Source organism: Halopseudomonas bauzanensis, from assembly GCF_900114735.1.
GTDB classification, from domain to species: domain Bacteria; phylum Pseudomonadota; class Gammaproteobacteria; order Pseudomonadales; family Pseudomonadaceae; genus Halopseudomonas; species Halopseudomonas bauzanensis.
Map to the genome: position 1 here is coordinate 15583 of NZ_FOUA01000009.1, position 20096 is coordinate 35678.

20 protein-coding genes are annotated in these 20096 nt (G+C 61.5%); 10 read left to right on the forward strand and 10 right to left on the reverse strand.

The features are described from left to right. Positions 1-74: 74 nt before the first annotated feature. The 4 genes from BM267_RS15395 to uvrA are packed head-to-tail and all read right to left on the reverse strand — an operon-like array spanning position 75 to position 5449. Complete coding sequence (locus tag BM267_RS15395; RefSeq protein WP_074781301.1) at positions 75-848, reverse strand: MetQ/NlpA family ABC transporter substrate-binding protein; 774 nt, start codon at positions 846-848, stop codon at positions 75-77. 42 nt (positions 849-890) lie between these two features. Further along, positions 891-1556 carry a methionine ABC transporter permease gene (locus tag BM267_RS15400; RefSeq protein WP_074781300.1) on the reverse strand — a complete coding sequence of 222 codons (666 nt, stop codon included), beginning with the start codon at positions 1554-1556 and terminating at the stop codon, positions 891-893. Then, on the reverse strand, positions 1553-2557 hold the full coding sequence (locus tag BM267_RS15405) for a methionine ABC transporter ATP-binding protein (protein WP_074781299.1): 1005 nt from the start codon (positions 2555-2557) through the stop codon (positions 1553-1555). The genes BM267_RS15400 and BM267_RS15405 overlap by 4 nt, the downstream gene beginning before the upstream one ends. Before the next feature lie 54 nt (positions 2558-2611). Continuing rightward, a complete protein-coding gene (gene uvrA, locus BM267_RS15410) occupies positions 2612-5449 on the reverse strand; it encodes an excinuclease ABC subunit UvrA (RefSeq protein ID WP_074781298.1) in 2838 nt (945 codons plus the stop codon). 200 nt (positions 5450-5649) lie between these two features. Here uvrA and BM267_RS15415 point away from each other — a divergent pair, with 200 nt between their 5' ends. Next, a complete protein-coding gene (locus BM267_RS15415; protein ID WP_074781297.1) occupies positions 5650-7020 on the forward strand; it encodes an MFS transporter in 1371 nt (456 codons plus the stop codon). Between the two features lie 28 nt (positions 7021-7048). Further along, on the forward strand, positions 7049-7546 hold the full coding sequence (gene ssb / locus BM267_RS15420) for a single-stranded DNA-binding protein (RefSeq protein ID WP_036993666.1): 498 nt from the start codon (positions 7049-7051) through the stop codon (positions 7544-7546). An 87-nt stretch (positions 7547-7633) separates the two neighbouring features. On the opposite strand, the gene BM267_RS15425 is transcribed toward ssb, so the two are convergent. Beyond that, positions 7634-9019 (reverse strand): NAD(P)-binding domain-containing protein, encoded by a 1386-nt coding sequence (locus BM267_RS15425; RefSeq protein WP_074781296.1) that lies wholly within the window; start codon positions 9017-9019, stop codon positions 7634-7636. Positions 9020-9446: 427 nt separating this feature from the next. Between BM267_RS15425 and BM267_RS15430 the strand changes: the two genes are divergently transcribed. Next, positions 9447-10124: a histidine phosphatase family protein gene (locus BM267_RS15430; protein ID WP_074781295.1), complete on the forward strand. Its 678-nt coding sequence runs from the start codon at positions 9447-9449 to the stop codon at positions 10122-10124. Positions 10125-10250: 126 nt separating this feature from the next. Beyond that, entirely contained in the window at positions 10251-11132 is an 882-nt protein-coding gene (locus BM267_RS15435) for a sugar nucleotide-binding protein (protein ID WP_074781294.1), read from the forward strand. Positions 11133-11189: 57 nt separating this feature from the next. On the opposite strand, the gene BM267_RS15440 is transcribed toward BM267_RS15435, so the two are convergent. After that, positions 11190-11900: an OmpW/AlkL family protein gene (locus tag BM267_RS15440; protein WP_051611514.1), complete on the reverse strand. Its 711-nt coding sequence runs from the start codon at positions 11898-11900 to the stop codon at positions 11190-11192. Between the two features lie 192 nt (positions 11901-12092). On the opposite strand from BM267_RS15440, the gene BM267_RS15445 reads away from it, so the two are divergent. The 6 genes from BM267_RS15445 to BM267_RS15470 are packed head-to-tail and all read left to right on the forward strand — an operon-like array spanning position 12093 to position 16944. Continuing rightward, positions 12093-12860, forward strand: coding sequence for a DUF3450 domain-containing protein (locus tag BM267_RS15445; protein WP_036993660.1), 768 nt, complete (start codon positions 12093-12095; stop codon positions 12858-12860). Further along, a complete protein-coding gene (locus BM267_RS15450; RefSeq protein ID WP_074781293.1) occupies positions 12857-14203 on the forward strand; it encodes a MotA/TolQ/ExbB proton channel family protein in 1347 nt (448 codons plus the stop codon). Before BM267_RS15445 ends, BM267_RS15450 begins: the two co-directional genes overlap by 4 nt. Beyond that, positions 14196-14711 (forward strand): MotA/TolQ/ExbB proton channel family protein, encoded by a 516-nt coding sequence (locus BM267_RS15455; protein WP_036993658.1) that lies wholly within the window; start codon positions 14196-14198, stop codon positions 14709-14711. Before BM267_RS15450 ends, BM267_RS15455 begins: the two co-directional genes overlap by 8 nt. A gap of 12 nt (positions 14712-14723) precedes the next feature. Further along, positions 14724-15137, forward strand: coding sequence for an ExbD/TolR family protein (locus tag BM267_RS15460; RefSeq protein ID WP_036993656.1), 414 nt, complete (start codon positions 14724-14726; stop codon positions 15135-15137). Beyond that, the gene (locus BM267_RS15465; RefSeq protein ID WP_036993655.1) at positions 15137-15832 is read left to right on the forward strand and encodes an energy transducer TonB; all 696 of its coding nucleotides are present in this window, start codon (positions 15137-15139) and stop codon (positions 15830-15832) included. The genes BM267_RS15460 and BM267_RS15465 overlap by 1 nt, the downstream gene beginning before the upstream one ends. Positions 15833-15834: 2 nt before the next feature. Beyond that, entirely contained in the window at positions 15835-16944 is a 1110-nt protein-coding gene (locus BM267_RS15470; protein ID WP_036993795.1) for a tetratricopeptide repeat protein, read from the forward strand. A gap of 13 nt (positions 16945-16957) precedes the next feature. Here the strand turns inward: BM267_RS15470 and BM267_RS15475 are convergent, their stop codons facing one another. The 4 genes from BM267_RS15475 to BM267_RS15490 are packed head-to-tail and all read right to left on the reverse strand — an operon-like array spanning position 16958 to position 20084. Continuing rightward, on the reverse strand, positions 16958-17467 hold the full coding sequence (locus BM267_RS15475) for a DUF3299 domain-containing protein (RefSeq protein ID WP_036993653.1): 510 nt from the start codon (positions 17465-17467) through the stop codon (positions 16958-16960). Positions 17468-17485: 18 nt separating this feature from the next. Further along, positions 17486-18748, reverse strand: a complete 1263-nt coding sequence (locus BM267_RS15480; RefSeq protein WP_036993652.1) for an ABC transporter permease — start codon at positions 18746-18748, stop codon at positions 17486-17488. Beyond that, the gene (locus tag BM267_RS15485) at positions 18748-19461 is read right to left on the reverse strand and encodes an ATP-binding cassette domain-containing protein (protein WP_036993792.1); all 714 of its coding nucleotides are present in this window, start codon (positions 19459-19461) and stop codon (positions 18748-18750) included. Before BM267_RS15485 ends, BM267_RS15480 begins: the two co-directional genes overlap by 1 nt. A gap of 20 nt (positions 19462-19481) precedes the next feature. Then, positions 19482-20084, reverse strand: coding sequence for a DUF2796 domain-containing protein (locus BM267_RS15490; RefSeq protein ID WP_074781292.1), 603 nt, complete (start codon positions 20082-20084; stop codon positions 19482-19484). Positions 20085-20096 lie beyond the last annotated feature (12 nt).

Genomic DNA, 20096 nt, shown 5'->3' on the forward strand with positions numbered 1-20096 from the left:
GAAGGGTTATGCAAGGAAGGAGGCGGCCCAGCCCTGCGGGCCGACTCCTGCTGGTATTCCGTTAGCTGGTCCGATCAGAACGCCGGAACCACAGCGCCCTGGTATTTATCCTCAATGAACTCTCTCACTTCGTTGCTGTGCAGCGCCTTTACCAGCTTCTGCACGGCTTCGTTCTCGGCATCCTGCGCGCGGGTCACCAGGATATTGGCGTAAGGAGAGTCGTCACCCTCGATGGCCAGTGCATCGCTGGTGGGGTTCAAGCCGGCTTCCAGAGCGTAGTTGGTATTGATCAGCGCCAGGTCCACCTGATCGAGGACGCGCGGCAGGGTAGCGGCTTCCAGCTCGCGGATACGTACCTTGTTCGGGTTGCCTTCAATATCGCGCGGGGTGGCGAGGATATTGCTCTTGTCCTTCAGGGTGATCACGCCGGCCTTGTCCAGCAGCAGCAGCGCGCGGCCGCCATTGGTGGCGTCGTTGGGGATAGCGATGGTGGCGCGGTCGTTGATTTCGTCCAGGGATTTCAGCTTGCTGGAGTAGATGCCGAAGGGCTCTACATGCACGTTGGCGACGCTGACCAGATCGGTGCCACGGCCCTTGTTGAACTCATCCAGATAGGGCTTGTGCTGGAAGAAGTTGGCATCCAGACGGCCTTCGGCAACCTGCAGGTTGGGCTGCACGTAATCGGTAAAGACCTTGATATCGAGCTCAACGCCTTCACTGGCCAGCGCGGGTTTGACGAACTCGAGGATCTCGGCGTGGGGAACGGCAGTGGCGGCGATGCTCAGCTTGTCTGCCGCATGGGCACCGAAGGCAGTGGACAGGGCCAGAACAGCAAGAATCTTCTTCATTGGAAACTCCGAAATAGACGGGGGTGCAGGTTATCGTCCTGCTTATTTTCGTGAATAGTGCACAACCAGGCGGTCGCCGACACTCTGCAGAATCTGCACCAGGATCAGCAACAACACCACGGTCACTATCATGACATCAGTCTGGAATCGCTGATAGCCGTAGCGGATGGCGAGGTCGCCCAGACCACCACCGCCGACCACGCCGGCCATCGCAGTATAGGACACCAGGGTAATGGCAATGACCGTGACCGCCGCGATGATGCCCGGGCGAGCTTCGGGCAGCAGGGCTCGGGTAATGATCTGTCGGGTACTGGCGCCCATGGATTGGGTGGCCTCGATGATGCCGCGGTCGACTTCGCGCAGCGCGGTTTCCACCAGGCGAGCGAAGAAGGGGGTGGCGCCCACGACCAGCGGCGGGATGGCCCCGGCTACGCCCAGCGAGGTGCCGGTGATCAGCTTGGTCACGGGAATCATCACGATCAGCAGAATGATGAACGGCAACGAACGCAGCGCGTTGACGACCAGTGACAGCACTGCATACAGGCCGTTGCGCTGGAACATCTGCCGCGGGCCGGTGAGAAACAGCAGGATGCCCAGCGGCAGGCCGAACAGCACGGTGAAGAACAACGAGCCGCCGAGCATCAGCAGCGTGTCCAGGGTGGCGATCCAGATGTCATACCAGTCGATATTGGTGAACAGTTCGCTCATCCGCGTAATACCTCAACATGTACTTCGGCTGCGTTCAGTTGCGCCATGGCCGCGTCTACATCGCCGCCAATCAGCGCCAGGGTGAGCTGGCCGCAGGGTTCATCACGGATGCGGTCGATGCGTCCGGCAAGAATGCTGTAATCCACTCCAGTGGCCCGGGCTACCCGGCCGAGCAGGGGAGCGAAGGTGGCTTCACCCAGGAAGGTCAGGCGCAGAATGCGGCCCGGCACGTGGGCGAAGTCCTCGGCTTGGTCTTCATCGCTCTCATCATCGAAAACGAAGCTGCGGGTGGTCGGGTGCTGGGGGTGCAGGAAGACATCGCTGACCTTGCCCTGCTCGACGATGTGCCCGCCATCCATGACCGCTACCTGATCGCAGACCCGGCGGATCACGTCCATCTCATGGGTGATCAGCACTATGGTCAGCTTCAGCTCCTGGTTGATTTCAGCCAGCAACTGCAGCACCTGCCGGGTGGTATGCGGGTCCAGGGCGCTGGTGGCTTCATCGCACAGCAGAATGCTCGGCTCGGTGGCCAGGGCGCGGGCGATGCCGACCCGCTGCTTCTGGCCACCGGACAGCTGCGCCGGATATTTATCGGCATGGTCACTGAGGCCGACTCGGGCCAGCAAGGACTTGACCCGCGCAGCGACCTGCCGGCGATCGGCAATACCGGCCAGGCGCAATGGCAAGGCCACATTATCCGCAACGGTTGCCGAGGACAGCAGATTGAAATGCTGGAAGATCATGCCCACCCGCTGGCGGAAGCGCCGCAGGCCCTGGGCATCCAGCGCGGTGATATCTTCGCCAGTCACGATGATGCGACCGCTGCTGGGTTCTTCCAGGCGGTTGATCAGTCGCAACAGCGTGCTCTTGCCCGCGCCGGAATGACCGATGATGCCGAATACCTGGCCGGCCTCGATGCTCAGGTCGGTGGCATGCAGGGCGGGAATGTCCTGGTTGCCTACCCGGTAGGCCTTGGTTACCTGCTGAAATTCAATCACGTCTCTGTTCGCCGGAAATTGTGAGGATGACCGGAAATACCCATGGCACTGCCATCAGCTTTCCCGGTCGCGCTCCAGTAGCGGCCCGAGGAAGCGGCCGGTATGTGAGTGGGCCATGCCCGCAACCTGTTCCGGCGTACCGGTGGCAATGATCTTGCCGCCCTTGGAGCCGCCCTCAGGGCCAACATCCACGATCCAGTCCGCAGTCTTGATCACGTCCAGATTGTGTTCGATCACCACCAGGGTGTTGCCATGGTCGCGCAGTCGATGCAGCACATCGAGTAGCTGCTGGATGTCGGCAAAGTGCAGACCGGTGGTGGGCTCATCAAGTATGTACAGGGTCTTGCCGGTATCGCGCTTGGACAGCTCCCGCGCCAGCTTGACGCGTTGGGCCTCGCCACCGGAGAGGGTAGTGGCGGACTGGCCGAGGCGGACATAGGACAGCCCCACATCCATCAGCGTCTGCAGCTTGCGCGCCAGTGCTGGCACCGCATCGAAGAAGGTGCGGGCCTCCTCGATGGTCATCTCCAGCACTTCGTGGATGCTCTTGCCCTTGTATTTGATCTCCAGCGTCTCGCGGTTGTAGCGCTTGCTCTTGCATACGTCGCAGGGCACATAGATGTCCGGTAGGAAGTGCATTTCCACCTTGATCAGACCGTCGCCCTGGCAAGCCTCGCAACGTCCACCCTTGACGTTGAAGGAGAAGCGCCCGGCCTTGTAGCCGCGCGAGCGGGCCTCCTGGGTGCCGGCGAACAGTTCGCGGATCGGGGTGAACAGCCCGGTATAGGTTGCTGGGTTGGAACGCGGGGTACGGCCGATCGGGCTCTGGTCGATATCCACCACCTTGTCGAGATGCTGCAGACCATCGAAGCTGGCGTAGGGCGCTGGGTCCAAAGTGGTGGCGCCATTCAGGGCGGTGGCGGTGATCGGGTACAGGGTATTGTTGATCAGCGTGGACTTGCCCGAGCCGGATACGCCGGTAACACAGGTGAACAGACCGACCGGGATCTCCAGGTTGACCTTCTGCAGGTTGTTGCCACAGGCCCCTTTCAGCCGCAGCCACTGATCCTTGCGGGTCGGGGTGCGCTTGGCCGGCACCGGGATCTTCACCGCGCCGGACAGATATTTGCCGGTCAGCGACGCCGGGTCATTCATGACATGATCCGGTGTGCCGTGGGAGACAATACGGCCGCCATGCACGCCGGCGCCCGGGCCGATGTCGACCACATAGTCGGCCAGACGGATGGCATCCTCGTCGTGCTCGACGACGATCACGGTATTGCCCAGGTCGCGCAAGTGGATAAGAGTGCTGAGCAGGCGCTCGTTGTCGCGCTGGTGCAGGCCGATTGAGGGCTCGTCGAGAATGTACATCACGCCCACCAGGCCAGCGCCGATCTGGCTGGCCAGGCGGATACGCTGGGCTTCACCGCCGGACAGGGTGTCGGCGCTGCGGTCCAGGGCCAGATAGTCGAGCCCGACGTTGACCAGGAACATCAACCGCGCACGAATTTCCTTGAGGATTTTCTCGGCGATTTCACCGCGGCTGCCCTGCAGCTTGAGCTGCTCGAAATACTCGGCGGCGGCGCCGACGGGCATGGTGGTGATGCCGGACAGATTGCGCCCGTCGATAAACACATGGCGCGCCTCGCGGCGCAGGCGGGTGCCATGGCAGTCGGGGCAGGGCTGAGTGCTGAGATACTTGCTCAGTTCCTCGCGCACGCTCTGGGATTCGGTTTCCCGGTAGCGGCGCTCCAGATTCGGCAGGATACCCTCGAACGGATGCTCGCGTTTGACGATATCGCCACGGTCATTGAGGTAACGGAACGGCACCTTGTCGCTGCCGGTGCCGTTGAGAACCAGCTTGCGATGCTTCTCGCTCAGGTCATCGAAGGGCTGTTCCAGATCGATGCCGTAATGTTCGGCCAGGGAGCTGAGCATCTGGAAGTAATAGACGTTGCGCCGATCCCAGCCGCGAATGGCGCCTTCGGCCAGGGTCGACTCGCCATTGATCAGACGTCGGGCATCGAAGAACTGCTTGACCCCCAGGCCATCACAACCGCTGCACGCGCCGGCCGGGTTATTGAAGGAGAACAGCCGCGGCTCCAGTTCGCTGATCGAATGGCCGCATTCAGGGCAGGCAAAGCGGGCGCTGAACACCACCTCTTCGCCTTCTTCCCCCTCCATCGGCGCAACAATGGCGATACCGTCGGCCAGGTTGAGCGTGGTCTCGAAGGACTCGGCCAGGCGTAGCTGCAGGTCTTCACGCACCTTGAAGCGGTCGACTACCACTTCGATGGTGTGTTTGCGGGTTTTCTCCAGCGCCGGTGCTTCGTCCAGATCATGGATGCGGCCATTGATGCGCGCACGCACAAAGCCCTGGGCGCGCAGCTCATCGAGCAACGCCAGATGCTCGCCCTTGCGTTCGCGCATGACTGGCGCCAGCAACATGAGCTTGCTGCCCTCGGGGCGGGCCAGCACCTGATCAACCATCTGGCTGACGGTCTGCGCGGCCAGCGGCAGGTCATGGTCCGGGCAGCGCGGCTCGCCAACCCGGGCGAACAGCAGGCGCAGGTAATCGTAGATCTCGGTGATGGTGCCGACGGTGGAGCGCGGGTTGTGCGAGGTGGATTTCTGCTCGATGGAGATCGCTGGCGACAGCCCCTCGATGTGATCGACATCCGGCTTTTCCATCATCGACAGGAACTGCCGGGCATAGGCCGACAAGGATTCGACGTAGCGGCGTTGGCCTTCTGCGTACAAGGTATCGAAGGCCAGCGACGACTTGCCAGAGCCGGACAGGCCGGTGATGACGATCAGCTTGTCGCGGGGTAGATCCAGATCAATGTTCTTCAGGTTGTGGGTACGCGCCCCACGTATCAGAATTGTATCCACAGCAGATTACCCGCAGCCAGCAAAGCTCGACAGTATACGTGTTTCGGGGTAGTCCCCGCAAAAATCGCCGGCCGAAAGGTCATCCACCCTATTGCCATCGGGGTGCGTCATAAGGTCATCGCCGGATCGGCATGCGACTCCTGTTTCGACCGCTCAAGCATGCTAAAATGCCGCCTTTTGTCTACCGCAGCGGAGATTCCATGTACCCGGCAGATTCCATGTCGTCCGAAGAGCGCCGCGCAGCCTCGTCCCTGGCTGCGGTGTTCGCGTTCCGTATGCTCGGGCTGTTCATGGTGCTGCCGGTACTGGCAACCTACGGTCAGGACCTGGAGGGTGCCACGCCCCTGTTGATCGGCATGGCCATCGGCGCCTATGGCATCACCCAGGCGTTTCTGCAGATTCCCTTCGGCATGTTGTCGGACCGCATTGGCCGCAAGCCGGTAATCATCGGTGGTCTGCTGTTGTTCGCCCTCGGCGGCTTGGTGGCGGCGCAGGCCGACAGTGTGGTGGGCGTGATTGCCGGGCGCGTTTTGCAGGGCGCCGGTGCCATCGCTGCAGCGATCATGGCCCTGGTCGCCGATCTGACGCGCGACCAGCACCGCACCAAAGCCATGGCGATGATCGGCATGAGCATCGGCCTGTCGTTTGCCGTGGCCATGGTTGCCGGTCCGCTGATTGCCGGGGCGGCTGGTCTGGCTGGCGTGTTCTATACCACCGCCGTGCTGGCGCTGGTCGGCATTGCCCTCATCGGGCTCGTCGTGCCGACGCCAACGCAGGCGTTTCATCATCGCGACGCCGGGGTGACCCGCGGCGCGTTTCTGCCGGCCTTGAGTAACCCTGACCTGCTGCGGCTGAATTACGGCATCGCTGTGCTGCATGCCCTGTTGATGGCCTGCTTCGTGGCCATCCCGCTGGCGCTGCAGGAGCAGGCCGGGTTGCCCCGCGAAAGCCATTGGTGGGTCTATCTGACGGCGTTGCTGTTGTCCTTCGTCGGCATGGTGCCGTTGATTATCTACGCCGAGCGTCAGCGCAAGATCAAGCGCGTGGTGCTGGGCGCTATTCTGCTGTTGGCGGCGGTGCAGCCGATGATGTGGTTGAGCACGGCGTCGCTGGCCTGGCTGGTGACCGCGATAGTGCTGTTTTTTGTCGCCTTCAACGTGCTGGAGGCGACCCTGCCATCCTTGCTCAGCAAGATTGCCCCAGCGGGTAGCAAGGGCACGGCCATGGGCATCTATTCCACCAGCCAGTTCGCCGGCGCGGCGCTTGGTGGAGTATTGGGCGGTGCGGTATATGGCAGTTTCGGTCTGAGCGGGGTGTTCGTCTGTTGTGGACTGCTCGCGGTTTCCTGGTTTGCGATTGGTGCTACTATGGCCGAGCCTCCTTACGTGACGAGCTATCGTTTGGCAGTGGATCCAACACTGGTCAGGGATGAAGCATTGCTTCGCAGAATACTGGACGTACCAGGAGTGGCCGAGGCAATCATCGTGGCTGAGGAAACAGCCGCTTATATCAAAGTCGATACACAGGTGCTGGATCGCGAGCAGCTGGATCGGGTCTTGCACCCGGTTTGAATAAATCAGGCACCAGAGGAGAGTGAATATGGCCAGAGGCGTAAACAAAGTAATTCTGATCGGTAACGTGGGCGGCGACCCCGAAGTGCGCTACCTGCCCAACGGCAATGCGGTGGCCAACGTCACCCTGGCTACCTCCGACAGCTGGAAGGACAAACAGACCGGTCAGCAACAGGAGCGGACCGAATGGCACCGCGTGGTGTTCTTCGGCCGCCTGGCGGAAATCGTCGGTGAGTACGTGCGCAAGGGCTCCAAGCTCTATATCGAAGGCCGCCTGCAGACCCGCGAGTGGGAAAAGGACGGCGTCAAGCGTTACACCACTGAAATCGTGGTCGATATCGGCGGACAAATGCAGTTGCTCGACGGCCGTCCCCAGGGCGGCGAAGGCATGGCGCCACGCCCGCAGCAGTCGCGCCCGGCCCCCCAGCGTCAGGCCCAGCAGCCGCAGCAACAGCAGCAACCGGCCCAGCCGCAGGCGCAGCAGATGCCGGATTACGACAGCTTCGATGACGATATTCCGTTCTAGTCGATGTCTTGACGACGCTGAAGTAGATATATCAAAAGCCCTGTTTTTCAGGGCTTTTTGATTGGTGGGTGCCGTTGGCGCTGTTTCTCAGATAGCTTTGACAGGTTGGCGAGCAGGAGCCGGAGTACTTTGCTCGTCCGGGGCCGTCAGATAGGCTTCCAGCGAATCATCTATGGCCTCGAGCCAGCGAGTATGGTGTCGCGGAGCCACGGTGCCGGTCATCAATGAGCGGTAGGAATAATCGCGGAAGCTCATGAGATCCTCATGCTTGTGCTCTTCCCACATAAAGAACGTCTTGTTCACCCCGTCGATATCAAAGCTTGGATAATCGGTCTGATCGATCAGGGTACGCACATAGTCACCCTGGAATACGATCATGCTTTCGTCCGTATCGAGGGTTTCTTCACGATCGCGCCACGCTTGGCTATCCCGCTGCATTGCAGCCTGGTCAGGTAATGCAATCCGGCCGAGAAGCACATCCCTTGCATACCAGGCCTGCGCATCAAACATATTGAAGGTGTACCACTGGTCCTGCATGCCGAGATAGAACAGCTTCGGATTGTTTTCCCATACCACGCCCTGATACAGGTTCAGCGGCCACAGCCGGTTACTGGTCTTCAGTCGCAGTGATTCGTCCAGAAAGGGAAAATGGTGCAAGTAGCCGGTGCAGAGAATGATTGCATCGACCCGTCTGGATGTTCCGTCTTTAAAGTATGCGGTATTACCATCCACCTTCAGCAGCAGCGGCTTTTCTTCCCAATTGTCTGGAAAAGCGAAACCCATCGGCCGGGTGCGATAGCTGGTGGTGATGCTGCGCGCGCCGTATTTGTAACACTGTGACCCGATGTCTTCGGCAGAGTAACTGCTGCCGACCAGCAGCACGTCCTGGCCGCGGAATTCGAGTGCATCGCGGAAGTCGTGGGCATGCAGTATGCGGCCGCTGAAACGATCGAAACCGTCGAAATCCGGCACGTTGGGCGTAGAGAAATGTCCTGACGCGACGATGACATGATCATAGAGTTCAGTCGTGACCACATCGGACTCATGGTCATATGCCACCACAGTGAACTGCTCGCTATCTTCGTTGAATGTAATCTGGCGCACCGGGCAGTTGAAGCGGATATATCTGCGGACATCGGCTTTCTCGACGCGCCCTTTGATGTAGTCCCACAGGACCTCGCGGGGCGGGTATGAGGCGATGGGCTTGCCGAAATGCTCTTCGAAGGTGTAATCGGCGAACTCCAGGCATTCCTTCGGCCCGTTTGACCAAAGATAACGGTACATGCTGCCGTGTACGGGTTCGCCGTGCTGATCGAGGCCGGTGCGCCAGGTGTAATTCCATAGTCCGCCCCAGTCCGCCTGTTTTTCATAACAGACCAGTTCCGGGATCTCGCAGCCTTTTTCCTGGGCTGACTGGAAGGCACGCAGTTGCGCTAGCCCGCTTGGGCCGGCACCGATAATGGCGACTCTCATGAATTATCTCCTATAACGATGATGCGTCTGCTTCTTCCTCCTGCGATAAAATATTGTCTTTGTAATTCAATAAGTTGAAAGAAGAAGAGAGACGATATTTGTGCAGAGAAGTGCGGTTTATTATTTCGTCGTGTAAGGACTATACAGGAGAGAAGGTTAAAATGTGATCAGTTTCTCTGTGTTTTCGTATCGTCCAGAATCGCTGGATACAATCTGTCGAGCAGGGCGGTGCTGTTTTCTGACCGACTCGAAGGGGGTTCGATATATCGCGCCTTGGCTGTTACGCCGCCGTTTGAAATAGGGAGCTGGCGGGATTACGGTCGCTTTGCCAGTAACATTCCCGGCTGAAATAACCTTGGCTACCCGACTTGGGATGACTGACTATGGTGTGCCGGGACTTTCAGTAATCAGAATCTGCGGAGTATGCATGTCGGAAATCTATTTTGTGCGCCACGGCCAGGCTTCGTTCGGCTCCAGCAACTACGATCAGTTGTCGGAGCTGGGGCATGAGCAGGCGCGTCTGCTGGGGGAGTATTTCCGCGAGCGAGACCTGCGCTTCGATCACATCGTTACCGGTGACATGGTGCGCCATCGCGAGACCGCCGAGGGCATCTGCACCGGCATGGGCCTGGGTGCGCAGCAGTTCGAGGTGTATCCGGAACTCAACGAATTCGACTTCCATTCGGTGTTGCGCGCCTATACCACGCAGTTTCCGGAACATGCGCTGCCGGAAAAACCGGTAGCAGCGGATTTCTTCCGTCGGCTGAAAAAGGGCATCCTGCTGTGGTCCACCGGTGAGCTGGAAGGGGAGCTGCCGGAAACCTGGGCCAGCTTCGAGCAGCGCCTGGGCGCATTCCGGGAAAGTGTCATGCAGCGCCATGCCGGCCAGCGTGTGCTGGCGGTCAGCTCCGGTGGTGCTATTGCCATGCTGGTGCGCCAGTTGTTGCAGGCGCCGGAGTCGACCATGGTTGAACTCAATCTGCAGACCCGCAACACCGCGCTGACGCACTGCCGCTTCAACAGCCGGAGCATGCGCCTGAGCAGCTTCAACAATGTGCCGCATCTGGATCGCCTCGATCGGGAGTCGATGATCACCTACACCTGACCGGGTGTTATCTGCCGGGAGTGGGCAGGCGGTAAATGTGGCTGCTTCCGGCATGCTGCGCTGATGACGTGAGCGGCCGAACATTGCACAATGCAGCCTGACAACATCATCGACAGGTTGACGTGAATGCGAATGCGGGTATTGCTGCTCGGCGCGGAAAATCCGCTGGGGCAGGCGTTGTTGGCTCAGGCAGCGGTGGAATTCATCCGTCTGGAAGCGGTTGAACGCCCGGAGCAGGGTTGGCTGCCGGAGATGGCCGATCAACTGCTGGCCGGGGCCAAGCCGGATCTGGTATTGAATCTGGCCTTCTATCGTGAGCAGTTCCAGCTGGGCCTGGAAGACACGGCGGCGTTGCAGGCCCAGAAAAATTTCAACGAGCGGCTGATCCACGGCTGCGCGGCCAATGCCGTCACCCTGATGATGTTGTCCAGCGCCCGGGTGTTCGATGGCAGCAAGACCTCTTCCTATGCCGAAAAAGATGAGGAGAACCCCAATGGCACGCTGGGGCGGTTGCAGGCCCAGCTGGAGCAGAGCCTGCGTACCCAGTGTGCCAGGCATGTCATTCTGCGCTTCGGCTGGCTGCTGGATGGTTCGGCAGCCGGGCCCTTCGCACGACTGGTAGATGGCTTGAGAGCGTCATCACCGCTGGCGCTGCCCGAAGAATGGCGTGGCAACCCGACGCCAGTGGCCGATGCGGCGCGGGTTCTGCTGTCAGTGCTCAAGCAACTGGATTGCGCCGCCCCGGTATTTGGTACCTACCATTACGGCAGCAGCGAGGCGACCACCTGGATCAGCTTTGCCCAGTGTGTGGTGCAGGAACTGATTGGGCGGGGCGCGTTATCGGGCGATGTCACCATCCAGCCGGTGGCCTTCGGCAAACAGCCCGAGTTGCGTGGTCAACCGCAGAATGCCGCGTTGCTTGGGCGCAAGCTGTTAATGGTCTTCGGCATCAAGCCGCGCACCTGGCGCAGCCAGCTGCCGGCGCTGCTGGATGAGTTATCGGACTGAGCGCAGTCCATATGAAAACGGCCGCGATTGCGGCCGTTTTCTCTTTGGGCTCAGGCGTTAGAACTTGTAGCCCAGGCCGACCATGTAAACCCAGGGGTCAACGTCGACATCGACCTTGGTCTTCTGCACGCCCAATGCGCCAGGGCCTTTGACAGTCGCATCGGTATCGATATCGATATAGCGTACCTGGGCGTTGACCATCCATTTGTCATTGAGCATATAGTCAGCACCAGCCTGCAGTGCCAGACCGAACGAGTCGTCCAGCTCCAGGCTGCTGAAACCCTGGGCCTTGCGCGCGCTACTCAGCTCTTCCTGGAAGAAGGTGGTGTAGTTGATGCCGGCGCCCACGTAGGGTTGGAAGGCCGACTGATTGTTCAATGGGTAGTACACGACACTCAGAGTCGGTGGCAGGTGTTTGATATCAGCCAGTTTGCCATCCAGGCCGGGAATCCCGGTCGCTGCACTCACGCCCTTGACGCCAACCTCATGGCTGAAGGGGGTTGCGGCCAGCAATTCGATACCGACCTTGTCGGTCAGCATATAAGCAAAGTTCAGACCCAGCTGGGTATCGCTGTCAAGCGTGGCACTGGTTCCGCCAGCAGCTCCACCATCGAAATTGAGCTTGCCGCTGTCCTCGCGCGGATCAACCGTAATCGCACCCGCACGAACGATGATGTCGCCAGCCTGGTGGGCCTGAGCGATGGAAGCAGCCAGCAGTGCGGGAGCGAGGAGCAGGCCGAGGGTGATCCTGGATACGGTGCGCGACATTCAAATGTCTCCTTGGTGTCTTGATGGATTCACTCTAGGCGCGTCGACCGAATCGTTTATTGATCTGGAGCAATTGTTTGGGTCGCGCTATTGCGACAGGATGCCGCGGTTGAATTCTGCGAGCGGGAAGATGATAATGCTTCTCTTTTGTGGCGAGGCTATCAAGCGTCGTCATGCCCCGGGAGGAATTGGATGAGAGCGGTTTGGATATTCTTGCTGGCAGGGCTGCTGCCGGCCATGGCGCTGGCACAAGGCGCGGCTGAGAGCGCGCTGGCAGAAGGGGAAGCCCTGATGACCGAGGCGCAGCGTTCCCAGCAGCGTATCGACCAACTCGACGACGCCACGCGTGAAGCTCTGAGCCGCTATCGGCAGGCGATTCAACAGAAGGATCAGCTGGCTGAATACAATGAGCAGCTGAGCAAGATGGTTGAGTCCCAGCGCAGCGAGCTGGCGGACCTGCAGGCCCAACTGGCGACTATCGAGGAAACCCAGGCCGAAGTCGTCCCCATGCTGCAGCGCATGGTCCGGTCGTTGGAACAGTTCATCGAGCTGGATCTGCCGTTCCTGGAAGATGAGCGAGCTGACCGGCTGGCGCAGCTCCAGGCCTTGCTGATCCGGCCTGAAGTCACGGTCGCAGAAAAGTATCGTCGGGTGCTCGAAGCCTACCAGATCGAAAGTGACTACGGCCGCACCCTGGAAGCCTGGCGCGGCACCCTGGACGTCGACGGTGGTCAGCGCGTGGTCGAGTTCCTGCGGCTGGGCCGGCTGGCGCTGTTCTACCAGAGCCTCGATGGCCATCTGCAGGGGCATTGGGACGCCGAAGCCCGGCAATGGCAACCGCTGCCTGCCGGCTATCACCGCACCTTGGCGCAGGGTCTGAGAATTGCCCGCCAGCAGCAGACCCCGGTCATGCTGCGCTTGCCTTTGCCGCCGGTCAGTGAACAGGGAGCTGCACAATGAAACGTCTACTGATCGCTTTGGCAGTGGCTCTGAGCAGTCCGCTGGCCCTCGCGCAACCGGCCTCCCTCGACCAGTTGTTGCAGGACATCCGCGAGATCCGCAGCAGTGAACAGGCTGCCATGCGCGAACGTGAAGCGCAGTTCCTGCGCGAGCGGGACAATCAGCAGACCCTGCTGACACAGGCCGAGCGCGAACTGGCACCGATCAAGGCCGAGGCCGATCGGCTCAAGACCGAATTCGACCAGCTCGAAGCGGAGCTGGCCGCGACCGAGACGCAGATGCGCGAGCGCAGCGGCAATCTCGGGGAGCTGTTTGGTGTAGTACGCCAGATGGCCGGTGATACCCGCAGCCAATGGCAGGACTCGCTGTTGAACATGCAGTTCCCGGAGCGGCTGGCACAGCTCGACCAGCTTGCTGGCGCCGCGCAGATCCCCACGGTAGAAACCCTGGAGCAGTTCTGGTTCATGCTGCAGGAAGACATGACCGCCAGTGGCAAGATCAGCCGCTTCCCCGCGCCGGTCATCGGGCGCGATGGCCAGCAGCAGGACGTGCCCGTGGTACTGGTCGGCCCCTTCGTGGCGCTGGCTGAGGGCGAATACCTCTCTTATCAAGCCGAGGCCGGCACCCTGCAGGTGGCTGACAAGCAGCCGGATGGCCGCGGTCTGATCAACGATTTTCTCGCACCGCGCACCGAGCTGGCCGACCTCATGGTCGATCCTACCCGGGGCACCGTCATCGGCCAGATGCAGCTGACGCCGTCGTTCATGGATCGGGTGCGCCAGGGTGGCCTGGTGGGATATGTGATCATTGCTCTGGGTGTGCTCGGGGTGGTGCTGGCGCTGATCAAGCTGGTGTGGCTGCTGGGTATCTCCAACAAGGTCGAGCGCCAGGCCAACAGCCTGGATCAACTGCGCGACGATAACCCGCTGGGGCGTATTCTCGGTGTGATCGGCAGCAAGCCGCGGCTGGAGGAGCTGGATACCCTGGAGCTGAAGCTGGACGAAGCGATCCTGCGCGAGACGCCGGCGCTGGATCGTGGCAACGGATTGATCAAGCTGCTCGCCGCCGTGGCGCCGCTGCTGGGTCTGCTTGGTACCGTTACCGGCATGATCGCTACCTTCCAGGCGATTACCCTGTTCGGCACCGGCGATCCCAAGCTGATGGCCGGTGGTATTTCCCAGGCGCTGGTGACCACGGTACAGGGGTTGGTGGTGGCCATTCCGCTGCTGTTTTTGCATGGCATGCTGGCCTCGCGCAGCAAGGCGGTCATCCAGGTGCTGGAGCAGCAGAGCGCAGGCCTGATTGCCCTGCACCTGGACTCCGGAGAGCGGCGCGGTGAGTGAAGCCCTCTGGTTGCTCAGGGACTTTCTCGACAGCGGCGGCTGGGTGCTGTGGACCATCCTGTGCTTCACCATCGTGCTGTGGACATTGATGGTCGAGCGGCTGTGGTACCTGTGGCGCATCTTTCCCAAGCGCTCGGCCAGCCTGCAGAACCGTTGGTTGCGGCGCGCCGATCATAGCAGCGCTGCAGCCCGGCATATCCGCGAAGCCTGGCTTTCCGTGGCCCGGCAGCGGCTCAATCGGTTCATGCCGATGATCCGGGTGCTGATCGCCATGTGTCCGTTGCTCGGCCTGCTGGGCACGGTCAGCGGCATGATCCAGGTCTTCGATGTGCTTTCGATCAGCGGGACCGGCAATCCCAGAGCGATGGCCGCGGGCGTGTCCCGGGCCACGGTGCCAACCATGGCCGGCATGGTGATTGCCATCAGCGGTTTATTTTGCCTGGCGCGACTCGATGCAGCGTCGCGGCTGGCCATGCAGCGGCTCACCGACCGCCTGCGTCACGAATAGGAATACTTGAACATGCGCATGCGCAGACATTCAGCAGGTAACGACGACGAAGCCGGCATTGACCTGACCCCCATGCTCGACGTGGTGTTCATCATGCTGATCTTCTTCATTGTGACCAGCACCTTCATCAAGACCACCGGCATCGAGGTCAATACCCCCACTGCGGATAGCTCCGAGCAGCAGCCCAAGGGCAATATCCTGATTGCAGTGGACCCCAACGGAGAAATCTGGATCGACCGCCAGCAAGTGGACATCCGCGCCGTGCGCGCCGCGGTGGAGCGCATGCGCGTCGATCAACCCGATAGCACCGTGGTGGTACAGGCTGACCGGGATGCCCGCAGCGGCCTGGTGATCCAGGTCATGGACCAGGTACGCATGGCCGGAGTGCAGGATGTGGCACTGGCTGCCACGGCGGGAGCCAACTGATGCGGCTGCTGGTCAGCTTTGCCGGTGCCTTGCTGGTGACGCTGGCGCTGTTCGCCCTGATGATGCTGATGATCATGCCGCCACGGGACAACCGTGATGTAGGCGAGGAGCTGGCGCGGGTCAGCTTTGTGCGCAGCGTCGCCGATACACCCAGTGATAGTCGCCAGCGTCAGCAGCGGCAGCCGCCAGAGCAACCGCAGCCGCCGGACGTGCCGCCGCCCCAGCCGGCACCACCGCAGCCGCAGGTCGACACCAGCGTACAGCTGAATATCAGCGTGCCGAACCTGCCGACCCCGGGCCTCAATGTGGCGGTTACGCCGACGCTGACCGGGATCACCGCGGCGGAGGCGCCAGCACCTGCGCCAACCCCCGCACCCGCGGCCCCGGCGGCGCCGGCCGCCTCCAGCAGTCCCACTACGGCCGAGGAAGTCACGCCGCTGGTGGATATTCCGCCGAACTATCCGCAGCGCGCATTGGCGGCGGGCATCGAAGGCGAAGTCACGCTGGCATTCACCATTTCTCCCGACGGGCGGGTGGAGAATCTGCGGGTCACCTCGGCCAAACCCAAAGGGGTGTTCGAGCGTGAAGCCCGCCGTGCCGCCAACCGCTGGCGCTTTGCGCCGCGGCGGGAAAACGGCCAGGCGGTCGCGCGTGAAGCAACCAAAACCTTGTATTTCCGTCTGGAGGACAGATGACCATGGGCGTCGCAAACCTCTACCGTAGTGCTGCACTGGGTCTGACGCTGCTACTGGCGCCTGGATTGGTAATGGCGCAGCAGGCAATCAATCCAGCGGTATTCCAGGTCCTGTCGGCGGCGCAGAAGGCGCAGCAGGATGGCGATCTGGGCAAGGCACGAACGGTCCTGAGCGGGGCGCTGGACAGCGCTGCGGCGGGCAGTTTGGAACTGGCGCTGATCCAGCAACGGCTGGGTTATCTGGCCATTGCGGCCAAGCAGAACCGCCAGGCCATCGATTGGCTGCGCAAGGCGCTGGCCCATGACCAGCTGGATGCGCCGGCGGCGCGCCAGGATCAATTGAATCTGGCGCAGTTACTGGCTGCCGAGGGCCAATATGGTGAGGCCGCCCGGTTGTTGGAGCGGGTACAGGCGGGCGGTGCCCTGTCGCTGGAGCAGAAGCAGTTATTGGTGCAGTGCTACAGCCAGGCCCGGGAATACGCCAAGGCCATTCCCCTGGCCGAGCAGGTGGTGCGGGCCAACCCCGCCGCCGATGATGTCTGGTATCAATTGCTGGTGGGCATGAACTATCAGCAGGAGCGGTATGACAGCGCCGCGCAGTGGCAGAAGGTGCTGCTCAAGCGCGCGCCGCAGAATCGTGAGCACTGGCGTCAGCTGGCTGGTCTGCAGAGCCAGGCTGGCAAGCAGCCGGCGGCGGCGGCGACCCTGCGGTTGGCCCACGAAGCGGGCGTCGGGCTGACCCAGCCTGATCTGGACAATCTGGTGGCGTTGCAAGTCAATGCCGGCGCGCCCTGGCAGGCGGCGCGTCTGCTGGAAGAACTCATGGCGCAGAAGCTATTGCCGGTGAATGCCGCGCGACAGGAGCGCCTGGCACAGCTGTGGACCCTGGCCCGTGATCGTGAACGGGCACGGGACGCCTGGGTCGCCGTAGCCAACGGCAGTGGCCGTTCCGATCACTGGCTGCGATTGGCGGGTATCCAGTTGGAGGAGGGCCAGTGGTCAGATCTGCTGGCTACCCTGAAACGCGCGCAAAGCGGCGCCAGCAGTCAGCAGCGTCAGCTGATCCGGCAGTGGGAAGGCTATGCCCGCTCGGCGATCGAGAACAACAGCTGATCAGCGACCGGAATCAATAGACATAGGGTTCTACATTGGCCGCGTCGATACGGTAGCCGGCGTTGGCCAACTCGCTTTCCATGCGCTCGACGCGGATCGCCCCGCTGATCCAGAATGGCTGATACAGGTCCCGCAGCTTGATACCGCTGGTGCTGCGCACATGCACTATCTGGTTCGAGGGCGGCGGCGGTACATGGATGCAGGCGCCGAAATAGGGCACCAGCAGAAACTCCTCTACCTCCATCGCATCGGTGATGGCCAGCGGCACCACGTAGCCGGGTAATTTGATCTGCCGGCCATCCAGTGCCTGCACCACCGGCGCAGCGGGCTCCATCTGCACCGCCGGGTCGCCCAGCTCCGCATCCATCTCGCCCAGCAGTGACAGGTCATGCACCGGCAGTGGCGTTTCCTGTAGCTCGCGCAGCTCTGGCGGCAGTAGCTCATCCCAGGAAATTTCCTCGGCCGCGTTGGCTGCTGCCGTTGCCAGCAGTAACAGGCCGGTGAGCAATAATCGTGAACCCATGTGCATGTCCCGTTCTGGTCAGGTGCGGATCGACAGACCGTCGATCAATGATTGACGATAGGCGCGCCAGGCCGGCACGCAGCCCATGATGATGGCGGCCAGCAATATGGCCCCCAGCAGGCTCCAGTCCCATAGGCCGGGTGCAGTGATCGGAATGAACAGGCCGTAGTGTGACAGGATTACCGGCTGGGCCAGCCACATCGCCAGGTACATCAGCCCCAGCCCCAGCAGTATTCCCGCCAGTGCCAGGCCGGCGGCCTCCAGTAACAGCAGGCCGAATACATGCCGCGGGCGGGCTCCCACCGAGCGCAGGATGGCCATTTCCCGACGCCGTTCGTTGAGGCTGGCGAGGATCGCCGTCAGCATGCCGACCAGACCGGTCAGCACAACGAATACCGAAACGATGAACAGTGCCTGTTCCGCTACCCCGAGCAGGCTCCATAACTCTTGCAGCGCGACCCCAGGCAGCACTGCCATCAGCGGCTCGTCGGGGAATCGATTGATATCCCGTTGCACGGCAAAGGTGGCGACCCGGCTATCCAGTCCAAGCAGCATAGCCGTGATCGTGGTTGGCGTCAGGTCCAGGCTGCGGGCCTGCTCGGCATCGACGCTCGCCGCACCGCGGGCCGGCATTCCCTGTTGCCAGTCCACATGCAGCGCCTCCATGCCTTCCAGGCTGATATGAATGGTCCGGTCCACGGGGGTGCCGGTTTTGCCCAGGATGCCGCTGACGCGGAACGGTTTGTCGGCGTGCTCGACGAAGCTCACGGCGCCGGTGCCATGAGCCAGGACCAGTTCGCTGCCGAGTTGATAGTTCAGTTCCCGGGCGATATCCGCGCCGATTACCGTATCGTACAGGTCATCGAAGGCGCGGCCTTCGGTGAACAGCAGCGCACGATCACGGCCATGGCGAAAATGCTTGAAGTAGTCACCGGTGGTACCCATCACCTTGAAGCCGCGGTGCGAATCCCCCAGCGAGATAGGAACGGCCCAGTCTACCCGGGGATGCTCGGCGACTCTCTGATAGCTGTCCCAGCGCATATTGCTGGTGGCATTGCCAATACGGAAGACCGAATACAGCAGCAGTTGCACCGAGCCGGTACGGGGGCCAACGATCAGGTCGGTCCCAGAGATGGTCCCGGCGAAACTCGCACGGGCTTCGTTACGGATCTTTTCCACGCCGAGTAGCAGCGTCACACTCAGGGCGATGGCCAGTACCGTCAGCAACGCGGAAAAGCGTCGATTGAGCAGACTGCGCAAGGCCAATGGGAACAGGTACATCAGATCACCTCAGAGCTGACGACGGCTCGGTTGAGTTCGCGCAGCGACAGACTGCGATCGAACAATGACTCTAGCGCGGCGTCATGACTGACAAACAGCAAACTGCTGCCCAGCGCCTGACATTCACTGAACAGCAATTGCAGAAACACCTCCCGGGTATCGGCATCGAGCGCCGAGGTCGGCTCGTCGGCAATGATCAGCTCGGGACTGCCGATCAGCGCCCGGGCGGCAGCCACGCGCTGCTGCTGGCCGATCGATAGCTCAGTCACCGGTTGGTTGCGCAATGCAGGCTGATCCAGTCCCAGGTGGGCCAGCAGATGCAGCGCGGCAGCCTGCACATTGCCGTGGCGTTCGCTGGCGCGTTGCTGACGCAGACTGGAAAAATGACAAGGCAGGATGATGTTCTCCACTACCGACAGATACGGCAGCAGGTTGAACATCTGGAAGATGTAACCGGTGTGATCGGCGCGAAAACGGTCGCGCGCCGAGCTGGACATGCCTGCCAGATCCGTACCGAGCAGACGGATACGGCCGCTGGCCGGCAGCTGCACGCCGCCCAGCAATCCCAACAGGGTCGTCTTGCCACTGCCGGAGGGGCCTTTGAGAAAGACTCGCTCGCCGGCCTGCAAAGTGAAACTGTCGATATCCAGCAGTGTGGCTCGACCGGGCCAGGCGAAGGTGATCTGTTCGAGTTGGACTACGGGTTCAGCCATCAGGGGTTCCATTGGAGTACTCAGAAGCGCACGCGCCTGCTGGCAGCTGTCAGCTCTCCACCCTGTTGGCCTCGCGGAGTGATGGCCTGCAGGATCAGCTTCTCGCTGCCGGGGAACAGCTCGAACAGGGTGACGTCCAGATACTCCAGGCGTGTCGGAGTGCTGCAGGCGTAGCTGTATTGCGCGTTGATATCAGCATGCTCGTGCTCGTGTTCATCATTATGCCCATGGTGATGCTCATGTTCGGCATGGGCATCATCGCCTGAATGCTCGGGCAGGGCAAACAGGGGGCTATGCAGCTCCACTGACTCCAGGCTGCACTGCGCGGCAGCAGGCAGAGCAAACAGCTTTTCCGGCTGGCGCAGGGTGCTCATCAGGCTATCGAGCTGATCACGCTGCGCCTGGTTGTGCGGAGCATGCTCGAAGCCTAGCAGGTCACCCGCCGGGGTCGTCAGCTCCAGTAGTAGCTGTTTATCGTCAATGACGATATCCAGGGTGCCGACGCCATGCTGATGGGCGGCTGCATTGTGGGATCCGTGCGCATGGCCATGTGGCTCATGGGCATGCAAGGCGAGGCTGACGGTGCTGGTCAAGGCGAGGGTGAGGAGAGCGAGGCGCGGCATGCGAGAATCCTT